The sequence below is a fragment of the Pseudomonas sp. P4_B4 genome, assembly GCF_056402255.1.
Genome location: NZ_JBFUHS010000007.1, coordinates 18,395 through 34,883 on the forward strand (window position 1 = coordinate 18,395; position 16,489 = coordinate 34,883).

Consider the following 16,489-nt stretch of genomic DNA (forward strand, 5'->3'; position numbering starts at 1 on the left):
GACGTCCATAGACCTGATGGCGTCTGCGCCGACCAGTCTGGACGTACGCAAAATGGATGCACAAGTTTGACGCATAAATCAGTCAATAATTTGGCTATGATTTTTCGCTATTAACTTTATGCCAAACTATTGACCTTCTGGGGGTCATCCTAAACAATCGTCCCTGTAATGTCACATTGATATTTCAGTGGTGATCTGTCCTCGGTATGTGAACCAGTTCCGCTTTTGAACTTTCCGACATACGGTCATTCGGCTTGCCATCTTCCGACGCAGCGAGCTCTTTTGCTGTGATTCAAGACAAGAAGTTCTGGGAAATTCCTACCATGCGTTCGCCCTTGTTCATGGCTCTACCTTTCGCCCTCGCCGCGTCTTTCGTCCAGGCGCAATCCTTGCCAGACGCCATGCAACAAGCGCTGGATGTCCATCCGGAGGTCCAGGCAGGCGTCAACAGCCGATTGGCTGCGGACTATCAGTTGAAGGCTGCGGAAGGTGGATACCTGCCACGGGTCGACCTGCTGGGTGGTTACGGTCGTGAAGGCACCGATAGCGTGACGACGCGCACGGACAGCAGCAGCAACAAGCACTGGGAAACCCTGAATCGCAGTGAGTCCAGTTTGCGGCTGACCCAAGTGGTTTTTGACGGTTTTGCGACGTCCAGCGAAGTAGGGCGTCAACAAGCCGCCGTCAACTCCCGCGCCTACTCGCTGCTGAGTACTTCCGAGCGTACCGGATTGACCGTGGCCCAGGTTTATCTCGACGTGCTGACCCGCCGCGAATTCGTGCGTCTGGCCGAGGACAACCTCAAGAGCCACCAACGCATTTACGACCAGATCCAGCTGCGTACCCAGCGTGGCGTTGGCAGTGGTGCCGACCTCGATCAGGCCGAAGCGCGGATGGCCCAGGCGCGCAACAACCTGATCACCGAGCAGACCAACCTGGCTGATGCCGAAACCAACTACCTCTCCGCTGTCGGCCAGATGCCCGATCAACTGGAGCGCCCGGCGAGTTTCATGGCGCTGATGCCGGCCAACCTGAATGAGGCCCGTGCGCAGATGCTGGAAAACAGCCCGATCCTGCGCTCGGCCGAATCCGATATCGCCGCTGCCGAGAAGCAATACGACACGGCCAAGTCGACTTTCTACCCACGCTTCGATGCTGAGCTAGGTCGTACCGCGGACAACGATATTGATGGTCAGGACGGCCACAACAACGAATGGCAAGCCATGCTGCGTATGCGCTTCAACCTGTATGCCGGCGGCAGCAACAAGGCCGATCTGGAATCCAAGGCGTACCTGTCGAACCAGGCGCTGGACATCCGCAACAACGCCCTGCGCCAATTGAATGAGGAGCTGGGCCTGGCCTGGAACGCCCTGAACAATGCCAACGCACAGGTGCCGATCGCCCAGCAATACGTCGATCACAGCACCGCCGTGCGTACCGCTTACCAGCGTCAGTTCAGCCTCGGCGAGCGCACCCTGCTCGATTTGCTCGACAGTGAGAACGAACTGTTTACCTCCTCTCGCCGTCTGGCGGAGATCAGGAACACTCAGTTATTTACGCAGTACCGAATCAAAGCGACCATGGGCGAGTTGCTCAAGAGCCAGGGAGTAGTCGCACCATTGGCATCCGTTGTGCAAAACGATGTGAAGCCCAAGGTCCAATTGCCCGGTATGAATTGAGCAGGGCCTTCATTATTCAATTGTTAGCCAAGAGTGCCGAGCGTGGAATCAGAAGTCAGTAGGGTTCAACTCATTCATGATCCGCACGCGTTGCATGACGATCCGTTACTGGATGGTCTGCTCGCTCTTTGCATGCTGCACCAGAAGCCTGCCAGCGCGGCAATGCTGACCACCGGCCTGCCGCTGCCCGAGCAACGCTTGAGTATCGAGTTGCTGCCACGTGCGGCAGCTCGCGCGGGGCTGCAAGGTCGGGTGCTGCAACGCAAGCTGGAGAATATTCCGGCGATTGCCATGCCAGCATTGTTGCTGCTCAGGGACGGTCGCAGTGCCGTCCTGCTTGGCTGGCAAGGCGAAGATCAGGTACGGGTGCTGCTCAGCGAAAGCGATGGCGGCGAGTCCCTGGTCAGCCGTGAGCTGCTGGCCGACGACTACACCGGCAGGGTCTTTTTCGCCCAGCCGCAGCACAAATTCGACGTCAACCACGGCACGCTCATTCCGCGTGCGCGCTCGTGGTTCCGCGACACCCTCAAGCGTTCGCGCTGGTTGTATGTCGACGCCATCGCCGCCAGTTTTCTGATCAACATCATTGCCATGGCCGCGCCGTTGTTCGTGATGAACGTCTACGACCGCGTCGTGCCGAACCAGGCCGAAGCGACGCTCTGGGTGCTGGCACTCGGCATCACGGGCGCCTACCTCTTCGACCTGATCCTGAAAAGCCTGCGCAGCCTGTGCCTGGATCTGGCCGGCAAGAAAACCGACCTGATTATCTCGGCCACGCTGTTCGAGCGCATCGTCGGCATGGCCATGAAATACCGGCCGGCGCGGGTCGGCAGCTTTGCCCAGAACATCCATGAGTTCCAGAACCTGCGCGACTTCCTCGCCTCGCTGACCCTCACCAGCCTGATTGACCTGCCGTTCACGATTCTGATCTTTATCGTCATCGCGATCCTTGGCGGGCACCTGGTGTGGATACCGGTGCTGGCATTCCCGATTGCCCTGGCCATCGGCTACGCCTTGCAGAAACCCCTGGTGGCGACCATGGAGCGGACCATGGCGTTGGGGGCCGAGCGTCAGTCGAGCCTGATCGAAACCCTGGCCGGCCTGGATGCGGTGAAGGTCAACAACGCCGAAAGCGAACGCCAGTATCAGTGGGAGCAGACCATCGGCACCCTCAGCCGCCTTGAGTTGCGGGTGAAAATGCTCTCCGGCCTGGCGATGAACATCACCTTGCTGATCCAGCAACTGGCCGGGGTGATCATGATCGTCTTCGGCGTGTACCAGATCATCGACGGTCACCTGAGCATGGGCGGCCTGATTGCCTGTTACATGCTCAGCGGCCGTGCACTCAGCCCGCTGGCGTCCCTGTCCGGTCTGCTGACCCGCTATCAGCAGGCGCGGGTGACCATGACCTCGGTCGACCAGATGATGGAGTTGCCCCAGGAGCGCAATTTCGAAGAGCGTCCGCTCAGCCGCAAGGTGCTGCAGGGCGGCATTGAGTGCCGCCAGCTCAACTTCACCTACCCGCAACAGCAGAACCTGGCGCTGAAGAACATCAACCTGTCGATCAGTCCCGGCGAGAAGGTCGGCATCATTGGTCGAAGCGGCTCGGGTAAGAGCTCGCTGGCGAAATTGCTGGTGGGGTTGTACCAGCCGGATGACGGCGCGCTGTTGGTCGACGGTGTGGATATCCGCCAGATCGACGTCAGCGAACTGCGCTACAACATCGGCTACGTGCCCCAGGACATTCAGTTGCTCGCCGGCACCTTGCGCGACAACCTGGTTTCCGGCGCGCGGTATGTCGAAGACGAACTGGTGCTGCAAGCCGCAGAACTGGCCGGCGTCCACGAATATGCACGCCTGCATCCGCAGGGTTATGAGCTGCAAGTCGGCGAGCGCGGGCAGAACCTCTCCGGCGGTCAACGACAAAACGTCGCCCTGGCCCGTGCGTTATTGCTCAACCCGCCGATCCTGCTGCTCGACGAGCCGACCAGCGCCATGGACAACACCGGTGAAGAGCGCCTCAAGCAGCGCCTGGCAGCGGTGATCGAAAACAAGACCATGGTGCTGGTGACGCACCGGGCATCGCTGTTGTCGCTGGTGGATCGGCTGATCGTGATCGACCGCGGGCAGATACTCGCCGACGGCCCGAAAGCTGCGGTGATGGAAGCGTTGAAGAAGGGGCAGATCAGTGTTGCTTAAGTCGGGCAAGGATTCGATCCGTCGCTACTTCAAAGGCTCTGCTTCGCTTCAGGGCCAGCCGCTGCCGGAGGTCAACAAGGCACTGATCGAGGATGCGCCGCGAGTGGTGCGGCTGACGATCTGGGCGATCATCGCGTTCTTTGTGTTCCTGATGCTCTGGGCCAATTTCGCGGTGATCGACGAAGTGACCAAGGGCGACGGCAAGGCGATTCCATCGTCGAAGATTCAGAAAATCCAGAACCTTGAAGGCGGTATCGTTGCCGAGCTGTTCGTCAAGGAAGGCCAGATCGTCGAGGCTGGCGCACCGCTGATTCGTCTGGACGACACGCGATTTGCTTCGAACGTTGGCGAAACCGAGGCCGATCGGCTGTCGATGCTGCTGCGGGTCGAACGCCTGAGCGCCGAGGTCGAAGATCGCCCGCTGAACTTCCCCGAGGATGTGCTCAAGGCTGTGCCGGGTCAGGCCAAGAGCGAAGAATCGCTCTATATAAGCCGTCGCCAACAGTTGCACGATGAGATTGGCGGCTTGCAGGAGCAGCTGATCCAGCGCCAGCAAGAGCTGCGCGAATTCACGTCCAAGCAGGCGCAGTATCGCCAGCAATTGGGCTTCCAGCGTCAGGAAATCAGCATGTCCGAGCCGTTGGTGGCCCAGGGCGCGGTATCGCCGGTGGAAGTCCTGCGCCTAAGGCGTGCCGAAGCGGAGACCCGTGGTCAGCTCGACGCCACCACCCTGGCCATTCCGCGTGCCGAATCGGCAATCAAGGAAGTGCAGCGCAAGGTCGATGAAACCCGCGGCAAGTTCCGCAGCGAAGCCCTGACCCAACTCAACGAAGCACGCACCGACCTGAACAAGGCCCAGGCCACCGGCAAGGCCCTGGAAGACCGGCTCAGCCGGACGCTGGTCACTTCGCCGGTGCGGGGTATCGTCAACAAGTTGCTGGTCAATACCATCGGCGGGGTTATCCAGCCGGGCAGCGACCTGGTGGAAATCGTGCCGCTGGACGACACCTTGCTGGTCGAGGCGAAGATCCGCCCGCAGGACATCGCGTTCCTGCATCCGGGGCAGGAAGCGACGGTAAAATTTACCGCCTATGACTACACCATCTACGGCGGGTTGAAGGCCAAGCTGGAGCAGATCGGCGCCGACACCATCACCGACGAAGACAAGAAAACTACCTACTACATCATCAAGCTGCGCACCGACCGCAGCCACTTGGGCACCGATGAAAAGCCGTTGCTGATCATTCCGGGGATGGTGGCTTCCGTGGACATCATCACCGGCAAGAAGACGGTTCTCAGCTACCTGCTCAAGCCGATCATCCGCGCGCGGGCCGAGGCGCTGCACGAGCGCTAGATCTTTAGTGGATTCACTGGCCCCATCGCGGGCAAGTCGGATCGCCGCATCGCCGCTCCCACAAGGTTCTTTGTTGAAACACGATCATGTGTTTGACACAAAAACCTGTGGGAGCCGGGCTTGCCCGCGATGGCGTCAGTCAAAACACCTCAACCCTGTGAGCAAGTGAAAATTACGTCACTCAACCATCCACTCAATCCCTTCTCAATCGCCATATCGTTATTCATTAACGGTATTTAAATTTCAATTCTTATAGCTATAAAGTCAATCTCCTGCGTACCTGCCGACCAATCGGCGCGCCGCACGACACGAACCAACACGGGACCTCCGTGAGTTTCTGATCGACGCGCGCGCTTTTGAGCGTGCCGTGCGTGGGAGTGATTTATGTCTGCAGCTTCAGCTTCGCCAAGCATCGCGCCACAATTCTTTGAAATCCGCCCGTTCAGCGGAGCGGTGGGCGCCGAGATCATCGGTCTCGACCTGTCCCGCCCGATCAATGATGACGATTTTTCCCGCATTCACCGCGCGCACCTGGATCATCACGTGGTGGTGTTCCGCGAGCAGCGCATAACCCCTGAGCAGCAGATCGATTTCAGCCGTCGTTTTGGCGTGTTGCAGATCCATGTGCTCAAGCAGTTCCTGCTGGCAGGGCATCCGGAAATCCTCATCGTTTCCAACATCGTCGAAAACGGCCAGAACATCGGCCTCGGCGATGCTGGGAAGTTCTGGCACTCCGATCTTTCTTATAAGGAGCTGCCGAGCCTGGGCTCGATGCTGCATGCCCAGGAGCTGCCATCAGAAGGCGGCGACACATTGTTCGCCGACATGCACAAAGTTTGGGAAAGCCTGCCGCTCGCGTTGCGCAAAGCGGTGGAAGGTCGCTCGGCGGCGCACTCCTACACGGCGCGTTACAGCGAGACCAAATTCGAAGGCAGCTGGCGTCCGACCTTGACCCCGGAGCAACTGGCCCAGGTCGCCGAAGTCGTCCATCCGGTCGTGCGTACCCACCCGGAAAACGGCCGCAAGGCGTTGTTCGTCAGCGAGGGGTTCACCACCCGCATCGTTGGCCTGCCGGAAGGCGAGAGCCAGCAACTGCTGGCCGAGCTATATGCCCACAGCGTGCTGCCGCAAAACATCTACCGCCATCAATGGCAGCCCCACGACCTGGTGTTCTGGGACAACCGTTCGCTGATCCACCTCGCCGCCGGATGCCCCAGCCATCTGCGCCGCAAGCTGTATCGCACCACCATCCAGGGCGACGCGCCTTTCTGATTTGTCGGAGATCTGATCATGTCCAAACGTCTTCCATTCGCACCGCTGGCCGCGGCCATCGGCCTGGGTTTCAGCCTGATCGCCGGCAACCTGATGGCGCCGACCGTGGCCCACGCCGAAGGTGAAATCCGCATTGCCGAACAGTTCGGCATCGTTTACTTGCTGCTCAATGTGGTGCGCGATCAGAACCTGATCGAGAAGTACGGCAAGCAGGAAGGTATCGACATCAAGGTCGACTGGACCCAGCTCTCCGGCGGTGCGGCGGTCAACGATGCGTTGCTGTCGGGCTCGATCGACATTGCCGGCGCCGGTGTCGGCCCGCTGCTGACCATCTGGGATCGTACCCACGGCAAGCAGAACGTCAAGGCCGTGGCTTCCCTGGGCAACTTTCCGTACTACCTGGTGAGCAATAACCCCAAGGTCAAAACCATCGCAGACTTCACCGAGAAGGACCGCATCGCGGTGCCAGCGGTGGGCGTGTCGGTGCAGTCGCGCTTCCTGCAATACGCGGCGGCCAAACAGTGGGGTGACAAGGACTTCAATCGCCTCGACAAGTACACCATCGCCGTTCCACATCCTGATGCCACGGCTGCGCTGGTGGCCGGCGGCACCGAGCTGAGCGGGCACTTTTCCAACCCGCCATTCCAGGATCAGGAACTGGCCAATCCCAATGTGCACGTGGTGCTGAACACCTATGACCTGCTCGGTCCGAACTCGCCGACGGTGTTGTTCGCCACCGAGAAGTTCCGCGACGAGAACCCGAAAACCTACAAGGCATTCATTGATGCGCTGACCGAAGCGGCGCAATTCGCGCAGAACGATAAAGGCGCAGCGGCGGACACTTACATCCGTGTTACCAAGGCCAAAATCGACCGCGCCGCATTGCTGAAAATCATCGACAACCCGCAGTTCGAATTCAGCGTCACGCCGAAAAACACTTACCCGCTGGCCGAGTTCCTTTACCGCGTTGGCGCGATCAAAAACAAACCGGATTCATGGAAGGACTACTTCTTCCAGGACGCCAAACCGCTGCAAGGGAGCTGACCGAAATGAACGCCCCTTTGCAAGGCCACACGGTCAGCAAACCGATCGCGGCAGCCCAGGCGCTGCTGTCGGTCGATAACGTCAGCCTCGAATACCGCACACCGCAGCGGGTGGTGCGGGCGACCCATCAAGTCAGTTTCGAGATCGATCCGGCGGACCGCTTTGTCCTGCTCGGGCCGTCCGGTTGTGGCAAGTCGACGTTGCTCAAGGCCGCCGCCGGCTTCATCCAGCCAGTGGAAGGCGAGATCCGTCTGCAAGGCCAGCGCGTCGATGCGCCGGGTCCGGACCGGATTGTGGTGTTTCAGGAGTTCGATCAACTGCCGCCGTGGAAAACCGTGAAGCAGAACGTGATGTTTCCGCTTCTGGCCTCGAAAACCCTCAAGCGCAGGGAAGCCGAAGAGCGAGCGCTGCACTATCTGGAAAAGGTCGGCCTGGCGGCGTTTGCCGAGGCTTATCCGCACACTTTGTCAGGCGGGATGAAGGCCCGGGTCGCCATCGCTCGGGCGCTGGCGATGCAGCCGAAAATCCTGTTGATGGATGAACCCTTCGCCGCCCTCGATGCCCTGACCCGGCGCAAGATGCAGGAAGAATTGCTGCTGCTCTGGGAGGAAGTGCGTTTCACGCTGCTGTTCGTCACGCACTCTATCGAAGAGGCGCTGGTGGTGGGCAATCGCATTCTGTTGTTGTCGCCCCATCCGGGCCGGGTGAGGGCGGAGGTCCACAGCCACCAATACGATTTGCACAGCCTCGGCGGTGTGGCGTTTCAGGAGTCGGCGCGACGTATTCACCGGCTGTTGTTCGACGAAGGTCAATCACCGCAAGCCGAACATGAATTGGATTTCGCCGACATCCGCATCGCTTATTGAGCCAGTTGAGAGGAGGGCCCGATGAGCCATTTATCATCCCCGCGTGAAGAGTTCGAAACGGTTTTGCAGCCACTGACCAGCGTGCCGCTGGAGCGGGAATTACCCCTAGGCCAACGCCTGTGGCAGCAAGGTTGGCTGCGCAAAAGCCTGATCCTGATTTTGCTCGCAGTGCTTTGGGAAGCTGTTGCCCGGTATCAAAACAACGACCTGCTGCTGCCGAGCTTTGTGCAAACCGCACACGCCTTGTACGACGGCCTGCTCAGCGGTGAATTGCTGGGCAAGGTGTGGATTTCCCTGGTGGTGTTGCTCAAGGGCTATCTGATCGGCATCGTCCTGGCGTTTGCTCTGACCACTCTTGCGGTGTCGACGCAATTCGGTCGCGATCTGCTCAGTACCCTGACCTCGATGTTCAACCCCTTGCCGGCCATCGCCCTGCTGCCGCTGGCGTTGTTGTGGTTCGGGTTGGGGCAGAACAGCCTGATTTTCGTGTTGGTGCATTCGGTGCTCTGGGCGCTGGCGCTGAACACCTACGCCGGTTTCCTCGGCGTCTCGGAAACCCTGCGCATGGCCGGGCGCAATTACGGTCTCAAGGGCATGCGTTTCGTGCTGTTCATCCTGATTCCGGCGGCACTGCCATCAATCCTCGCCGGGCTGAAAATCGGCTGGGCGTTTGCCTGGCGGACGTTGATTGCTGCTGAGCTGGTGTTTGGTGCAACCAGTGGGAAGGGCGGGCTGGGGTGGTACATTTTTCAGAATCGCAATGAGCTGTACACAGACAAGGTGTTTGCCGGGTTGGCGGTGGTGATTCTGATTGGTTTGCTGGTGGAGAATCTGGTGTTTGATTCGTTGGAGCGGGTGACTGTGAGGCGCTGGGGGATGGTGCGTTGACTGTCTGATTGTGTGAAGTCCGCTCTGGTCTCTTCGCGGGCAAGCCCGCTCGCACAATGGCTCGGTGGAGTTTGCTAGCATTGCGTCTGAATCAACAAAGATCAGGTTAGAGTGCTCACCATGCAACTCCCGGACATGAACCTGTTGGTCGCCCTCGATGCCTTGCTCGACGAGGGCAGTGTGGTGGGCGCGGCGCGGCGGATGAACCTGAGCCCGGCGGCCATGAGCCGGACATTGACGCGCATCCGCGAAGCCATTGGCGATCCGATCCTGGTGCGCGCCGGCCGTGGCCTGGTGCCGACCCCCAAGGCGCTGGAATTGCGCGAGCAGGTGCGCAGCGTGGTGGAACAGGCCGGGTTGCTGTTTCGTTCGGCCGATGCGGTGGAGCTGAGCTCGCTGCGGCGGCGATTCAGTATTCGGGCCAACGACTTCTTTGTCGGCGTCTACGGCGGCAAGCTGTTCGACACCCTTGACCGGCAGGCGCCGCACTGCGAATTGCGTTTCGTCCCGGAAGGCGATGGCGATGATGAGGCATTGCGCGAAGGGCGGATCGATCTGAGCGTCAGCAACACCCGGCCATTGACCCCGGAAGTGAAGATCCAGAACCTGTTTTCCACCCACTTCGTTGGCCTGGTGCGCGAGGATCATCCGCTGTTGGACGATGAGATCACGGCAGAGCGCTATGCGGGTTATTCCCATATCAGCATGTCACGGCGTGGCATTGCCCGAGGTCCGATCGATACCGCGCTCAATGCCTTGGGGCTGGAGCGGCGGGTGGCGGTGATTGCGCCGAGCTTTCATGCGGCGATGTTTGCCTTGCCCGATTCCGACCTGATTCTGCCGGTGCCCAAGGAAGCCTTGCTGAGTGTGCGACGGCTCGGACTGAAGCTGCGCTCGTTCGACCTGCCGATCCCGTTGCCAACCTTGATGTTGACCCAAGCCTGGCACCCGCGCTTCGACAAGGATCCGGCCCACCGCTGGTTGCGTGAAACGCTCAAGACGTGTTGCGATGAAACGTGGCTGGCTGCGCAGCCGGACTGAGGTCGAGCGCAACTTCCTCCTGTGGGAGCGGGCTTGCTCCGGGCGGCGTTCCGACGAATGCGATTTGTCATTCAACATTGATACCGACTGACCCAGCGCCTTCGTCGGAACGCCGCCCGGAGCAAGCCCGCTCCCACAAGGGTTTTGCATTGTTGCGTATAACGCACTTATAACCTGCCAATAAGTTGATTTTCGTCAGGCATCACGCTTCCTAGAATGCTTCGGTCTTTCCACGCCGGAGCTTGCAGTACATGACTTCCCTTACGGTCACGGCACCTGTTGCTGCGGCCAGCCCGGCAGCCGCTCCACCCGTCTTCGGTCCGCGGATCATCATCGGCCTGATTGGCGTATTGCTGGCGGTGCTGGTGTCTGGCCTGAACGAGATGGTGACCAAAGTCGCCCTGGCCGATATCCGTGGTGCGTTGGCCATCGGCTACGACGAAGGCACCTGGCTGGTCGCCTGTTACACCGCGACGTCGGTGGCGGCCATGGCGTTCGCGCCGTGGTGTGCGGTGACGTTCTCGTTGCGGCGTTTCACCCTGTGCGCCATCAGCCTGTTCACCCTGTTGGGTGTGTTGTGCCCCTTCGCCCCTAATTACGAAAGCTTGTTGCTGCTGAGGACGTTGCAAGGTCTGGCGGGCGGTGCATTGCCACCCATGCTGATGACCGTGGCCCTGCGGTTTTTGCCCGCCAATGTGAAGTTGTATGGCCTGGCCGGTTATGCCCTGACGGCGACGTTCGGCCCGGGCCTGGGCACGCCATTGGCCGGGTTGTGGACCGAGTATGTCGGCTGGCAATGGACCTTCTGGCAAATCATTGCGCCGTGCCTGATTGCCATGGTCGCGGTGGCGTATGGCTTACCCCAGGACCCGCTGCGCCTGGAACGTTTCAAATCCTTCAACTGGCGCGGTGTGCTGCTGGGCTTTCCCGCCATCTGCATGCTGGTGATCGGCATCCTGCAGGGCAATCGTCTGGACTGGTTCGAGTCGAACCTGATCTGCGGATTGCTCGGCGGCGGGCTGTTGCTACTGGTGCTGTTTTTGAGCGGCGAGTGGTCGCAGCCGATTCCGTTTTTCAAGATGCAGATGCTCGGCATCCGTAACCTGTCTTTCGCCCTGCTGACCCTGGCGGGCGTGCTGGTGGTATTGCAGGCGGTGATCATTATTCCGTCCAGCTACCTGGCGCAGGTCCAGGGTTATCGCCCGGTGCAGACCGCGCCGATCATGCTGCTGGCGGCGCTGCCGCAATTGATTGCGCTGCCGTTGGTGGCGGCGCTGTGCAACTTTCGCTGGGTGGATTGCCGCTGGGTGTTGGGCATCGGCCTGAGCATGCTGGCGCTGTCGTGCGTCGGCGGCTCGCAACTGACGTCCGCGTGGATTCGCGATGATTTCTATGTGCTGCAATGGCTGCAGATTTTCGGTCAGCCCATGGCGGTGTTGCCGTTGCTGATGCTGTCCACCGGCAGCATCAACCCGATGCAAGGGCCGTTTGCATCGGCCTGGTTCAACACCGTCAAAGGCCTGTCGGCGGTCATCGCCACCGGGGTGATCGAGGCGTTGACCACGGCACGTCTGCATTTTCACTCGACCATGCTGGTCGATCGCCTCGGCAACTCGCCGCTGGCCGAGCGCGACAGCGCAAGCCTCGCTCATCGTCTGCATGAGCAAGCGGTGGTGCTCACTTCCTCTGATCTTTACCTGTGCATGGCCGGTATCGCCGTGACCTTGATCCTGCTGATTTTCTGGCTGCCGACGCGGATCTATCCGCCGCGCGCTCCGACCTGAATGCTCCACTGATACAGAAGGTTTTTATGAACACTCAAGCAAAGCAGAAAGTCGCGGTTGCCGTGGCCGCGGCATTGGCCGTCGGCGTGTTGCTGTACCTGGCGATGCCCGGCCTGTTCGGCAAGCGTACCCAGCAGAACACCAACGATGCTTATGTCTCGGCGGATTTCACCCTGGTCGTGCCGCGCGTTGCCGGGTTTATCAAGCAAGTGCTGGTTGAGGACAACCAGCAGGTCAAGGCCGGGCAGTTGTTGGCGCTGATCGATGACCGGGATTTGCGCGCCGCCGCCCAGGCCGCTGACGCCGAAACGCTGGTGGCCAGGGCGCAACTGCAAAACGCCCGGGCGACCCTGGAGCGTCAGGCGTCGGTGATTGCCCAGGCGCAATCCTCGGTGGTTTCGACCAAGGCAGAAATGGCCTTTGCCGAGCATGAATTGAACCGCTACAACCACCTCGCCGGGGTGGGTGCCGGCACGGTGCAAAATGCGCAACAGGCGCAAACGCGCATCGACCAGGCATCCGCACGGCTGACCAACGCCACGGCGGTACTGGCGGCGGAACGCAAGCAGGTGGAGATCCTCACGGCCCAGCGCGATGCAGCCGAAGGTGGCCTGAAACGGGCGCAAGCGAAGCTGGAAATGGCCAGCTACGAGTTGTCCTATACGAGGATCGTCGCGCCACAGGATGGCATGGTCGGCGAACGCGCGGTGCGGGTCGGCGCCTACGTTACGCCGGGCAGCAAAATCCTCGCAGTAGTGCCGCTGGCGCAGGCTTACGTGATGGCCAATTTCCAGGAAACCCAACTGACGGATGTGCAGCCGGGGCAGGCTGTACAGGTGCGCGTCGACAGTCTGGGCGGTGCGGCATTGAACGGTCGTGTCGAAAGCATTGCCCCGGCCACCGGGGTGACGTTCGCTGCGGTCAAACCGGACAACGCCACCGGCAACTTCACCAAGGTGGTGCAGCGGATACCGGTGAAGATTGTGCTGGAGCCGGGACAGTCGCTGGCCGAGCGTTTGCGGGTGGGGATGTCGGTGGAGGCGAGTATTGATACGGCCGCCGCCAAGGTGAAAGAGGTTGTTCAGCGATGAAGATTTTCGTTGATCGCGCTGACGCCTTCGCGAGCAAGCCCGCTCCCACAGTTGACCGCATTCCCCTGTGGGAGCGGCGGTGCGGCGATCCGACTTGCCCGCGAAGAGGCCTGTGGAAGCCACTCACCTTCAGTGCCTTGCTCGTCATGAGTCTCAGTGCCTGCACCGTCGGCCCGGACTTCCAGAAGCCTGAGGCACAACAAATCACCGAATGGGCAAAGCCGGCCAAATCCGCCGCCAGCCAGGCCGTCACCGAAACGATGGCCGAGCGCTGGTGGGAAGTGTTCCACGACCCGAAACTCTCGGCCCTGAGCCAGCGTGCCCTGACCGACAACCTCGATCTGAAGCTGGCCGGCAGCCGCTTGCAGCAAAGTCGTGCAGTGCGTCAGGTCATCACCGCCGAGCGCTACCCCAACACGGCCGCCAGCGGCCGTTACGGACGCAACCGCAACAGCGGTGAAGGCTTGAACGACCCGTCAGGACACAACGGCCAATCCGCCTTCAACCTGTGGGATGCCGGCTTTTCCGCTTCCTGGGAGCTGGATTTCTGGGGGCGCGTGCGGCGGGAAACCGAAGCCGCCGACGCCAACCTGGAAGTTGCCGAGAACGACCGACGCGGTGTGCTGCTGTCGGTGCTGGCCGAAACCGCCCAGGACTACATTCAGTTGCGCGGTGTGCAGAACACCCGGCTCGTCACCGAGCAGAATCTCGACGTCGCCCGCCATAGCCTGAAACTTTCGCAACTGCGCCTGGCCGACGGCGTCGCGACGGATCTGGATGTCGCCGAAGCCGCCGCACAAGTGGCGGCCATCGAGTCACGCCTGCCCGCACTGGAGCAGCGCCAGTGGCAACTGATCAACGCCTTGAGTCTGTTGATGGGCGAACTGCCGCAGGCATTGGCGGCGGAGTTATCCACAGACGCACCGGTGCCACAAACGCCGCGACAGGTCGCCATTGGCTTGCCCTCGCAACTGGCTGAACGTCGGCCGGACATTCGCCAGGCCGAAGCGCGACTGCATGCAGCGACGGCCAGCATTGGCGTGGCCAAGGGCGATTTCTATCCGCGAATCACCTTGTCGGGGAACATCGGTTCTCAGGCCATGCAACTGAGCGATTTCGGCTCCTGGGGTTCGCGTTCGTTCGGGATCGGCCCGCAATTCAGCTTGCCGTTGTTCGACGGCGGCCGCTTGCGTGGCGTGCTCGAGTTGCGTGAAGCCCAACAACAGGAAGCCGCTATCGCCTATCAGCAAACCGTGCTGCGCGCCTGGCATGAAATCGATGACCAGTTGACTGCCTACAACGCCAGCCAGTTGCGTCGCGACAGCCTGGCCGAAGCCGTGCGTCAGAACAGCATCGCCCTGGAAACCGCGCAACAGCAGTACGTCGAGGGCGTGGTGGATTTCGTCACCGTACTCACCGTGCAAGGGGCGTTGCTGGCGACGCAGGAGCAGTGGGTCGAGAGTTCGACCGGCGTGTCGCTGGCGGCCGTCGGGTTGTACAAGGCGTTGGGTGGGGGTTGGGAGTCGGTGTATCCGTTGGCTGAGACGGCGCAGCGCTGACGGTGCCGCCGCCGGCTATCGCTTCATTATCGGGTCAGCATCGACGTTGCTCGGCTTGAAGGGCTAAAGTGATGCGCAAACAATCTGGATCTTCACTCAACGTCGCAAGGGGAGGCAATGGAGGCGCGCAGAGAAACGCCGATGGGCGACACTCAGGGACCGCACGCCAATCCTGGTTTCGCCAGGGGCGCGCAACCGTTGATCCGCTGGGCGCGAGAGCATTGGCTGGTGCCGATTCTGGTATTGGCCGCGCTGGTGCGCTTTTACGATCTGACCGCTGCCGCGATTTGGGGCGACGAGGGTTCCAGCCTGCTGCTGGCCCGTTATTCATTACCTGACATCTGGTTGCACGCCGCCTACGACGTGCACCCGCCGCTGTACTTCATGTTACTGCACGGCTGGATCGCGATGTTTGGCGACGGCATATTGTCGATCCGCTGCCTCAGTGCCCTGCCGGGGATTGCCTCGGTCGGACTCGGTGTGTGGCTGGTCGATCGGCTCGCCACCCGCCGTGCCGCGATCTTCGCCGGCTTCTTGCTGGCCCTGCTGCCCACGGCGGTGCGCTACAGCCAGGAAGTGCGAATGTATTCGCTGCTGGGGCTGTGGTTGCTGGGGGCAACCATTGCGCTGGTGTACTGGATCCGCAAGCCGCAGCGCCGGCGCTATCTGGTGATCTATGTCGTGCTGATGAGCGCTGCGTTTTACACCCATTACTTCACGGCCCTGTGTGTGCTCTGCCATTGGTTGTACCTGGGGATCATCCGCGTGCAGCCGGGGCATCGTCTGCGGCACATCCAGCGGGGTGACTGGTGGCTGGCCAATGTGGCTATCGTGGCGCTGTATCTGCCGTGGCTGCCGGGGTTCGTCGACCTGCTACGGCACCTGAACCAACTGAAGGCCAATGGCGATGTTGGCTGGGAACTGCCCGTCAGCCTGGATTCCTTACCGTCGATGGTCTGGTCGTTGCTGACCCAGGACGACGGAGAAACCCTGCCTCCCCTGGTGTTTATTGCCTTGCCGGTGACCTTGCCGGTGTTGGCGTGGGTGGCGCTGGCACGTGATCGCAGTGTGTTCCGTGGCAGCGCGTTGCTCGCGGTCTACACCTTTGTCCCGATGCTGTTGGTGTTTGCGGTGTCGTTTTTTTCGCCGATATTCATCGAGCGCTACCTCACCGCGTATGCCCTTGGCCTGCCGCTATTGGCGGCATTGGCAATCGACCGCTTGTACTCCGGTTCCCGGGTGCTGGCCCTGACGGTGCTGGTCCTGTTTGTCGGTGTTGAACTGGTGGGCCTGAAAAACAACGCGACGGTGGACGTCCATGATCAGGTCAACGTCCTGGTGGAAGATGTCAACGTGCATTTTCAGCCGGGGGACCGGATCGTTACCAGTGACATGCTCTGGTACTTGAGTTACGTCTACTACAACCGCACCAGTACCCAGCCCCTGCTCTACACCCCGCCACGGGCCGATGGCACTTCGAGCCGGCCGAACGACTATGGTTTCGGTACCTTGACGATGCCAGACGTGTATCTGGACCACTTGAGCGACCTGCCCAAGGGCACGGGACGAACCTGGCTGATCAGTACCGCCGACGTACCTGACGAGTTCGCACCGTTGCCGGTGCAATGGCATATCGCTCGTCAGATGAAGGCTGGTGGTGTTGCCGCGAGGTTGTACCTGTCCGGCAATACCGGACAATGAGTGGCGTCATC

General features: G+C 60.8%; 12 protein-coding genes. All 12 read left to right on the plus strand.

Annotation, left to right across the window (positions count from 1 at the left end; all coding sequences use genetic code 11):
* The first annotated feature begins 323 nt into the window (after positions 1–323).
* The gene (locus tag AC1DVE_RS10325) at positions 324–1,679 is read left to right on the plus strand and encodes a TolC family outer membrane protein (RefSeq protein ID WP_223460856.1); all 1,356 of its coding nucleotides are present in this window, start codon (positions 324–326) and stop codon (positions 1,677–1,679) included.
* A 42-nt stretch (positions 1,680–1,721) separates the two neighbouring features.
* Positions 1,722–3,878, plus strand: a complete 2,157-nt coding sequence (locus tag AC1DVE_RS10330) for a type I secretion system permease/ATPase (RefSeq protein WP_223460859.1) — start codon at positions 1,722–1,724, stop codon at positions 3,876–3,878.
* Complete coding sequence (locus AC1DVE_RS10335) at positions 3,868–5,232, plus strand: HlyD family type I secretion periplasmic adaptor subunit (protein ID WP_223533838.1); 1,365 nt, start codon at positions 3,868–3,870, stop codon at positions 5,230–5,232. Before AC1DVE_RS10330 ends, AC1DVE_RS10335 begins: the two co-directional genes overlap by 11 nt.
* Before the next feature lie 384 nt (positions 5,233–5,616).
* Positions 5,617–6,504, plus strand: coding sequence for a TauD/TfdA dioxygenase family protein (locus AC1DVE_RS10340; protein WP_223460862.1), 888 nt, complete (start codon positions 5,617–5,619; stop codon positions 6,502–6,504).
* 18 nt (positions 6,505–6,522) lie between these two features.
* On the plus strand, positions 6,523–7,548 hold the full coding sequence (locus tag AC1DVE_RS10345; protein WP_477783908.1) for an ABC transporter substrate-binding protein: 1,026 nt from the start codon (positions 6,523–6,525) through the stop codon (positions 7,546–7,548).
* Positions 7,549–7,553: 5 nt separating this feature from the next.
* Positions 7,554–8,414 (plus strand): ABC transporter ATP-binding protein, encoded by an 861-nt coding sequence (locus AC1DVE_RS10350; RefSeq protein WP_223460867.1) that lies wholly within the window; start codon positions 7,554–7,556, stop codon positions 8,412–8,414.
* A 21-nt stretch (positions 8,415–8,435) separates the two neighbouring features.
* On the plus strand, positions 8,436–9,302 hold the full coding sequence (locus AC1DVE_RS10355) for an ABC transporter permease (protein WP_223504356.1): 867 nt from the start codon (positions 8,436–8,438) through the stop codon (positions 9,300–9,302).
* Positions 9,303–9,422: 120 nt separating this feature from the next.
* A complete protein-coding gene (locus AC1DVE_RS10360; protein WP_223461342.1) occupies positions 9,423–10,343 on the plus strand; it encodes a LysR family transcriptional regulator in 921 nt (306 codons plus the stop codon).
* 251 nt (positions 10,344–10,594) lie between these two features.
* Positions 10,595–12,127, plus strand: coding sequence for an MFS transporter (locus tag AC1DVE_RS10365; RefSeq protein WP_223536366.1), 1,533 nt, complete (start codon positions 10,595–10,597; stop codon positions 12,125–12,127).
* A gap of 26 nt (positions 12,128–12,153) precedes the next feature.
* Positions 12,154–13,218: an HlyD family secretion protein gene (locus AC1DVE_RS10370; protein WP_223536364.1), complete on the plus strand. Its 1,065-nt coding sequence runs from the start codon at positions 12,154–12,156 to the stop codon at positions 13,216–13,218.
* Positions 13,215–14,777 (plus strand): efflux transporter outer membrane subunit, encoded by a 1,563-nt coding sequence (locus AC1DVE_RS10375; protein ID WP_223536361.1) that lies wholly within the window; start codon positions 13,215–13,217, stop codon positions 14,775–14,777. Before AC1DVE_RS10370 ends, AC1DVE_RS10375 begins: the two co-directional genes overlap by 4 nt.
* A gap of 117 nt (positions 14,778–14,894) precedes the next feature.
* Positions 14,895–16,478: a glycosyltransferase family 39 protein gene (locus tag AC1DVE_RS10380; RefSeq protein ID WP_223461334.1), complete on the plus strand. Its 1,584-nt coding sequence runs from the start codon at positions 14,895–14,897 to the stop codon at positions 16,476–16,478.
* Positions 16,479–16,489: the final 11 nt, after the last annotated feature.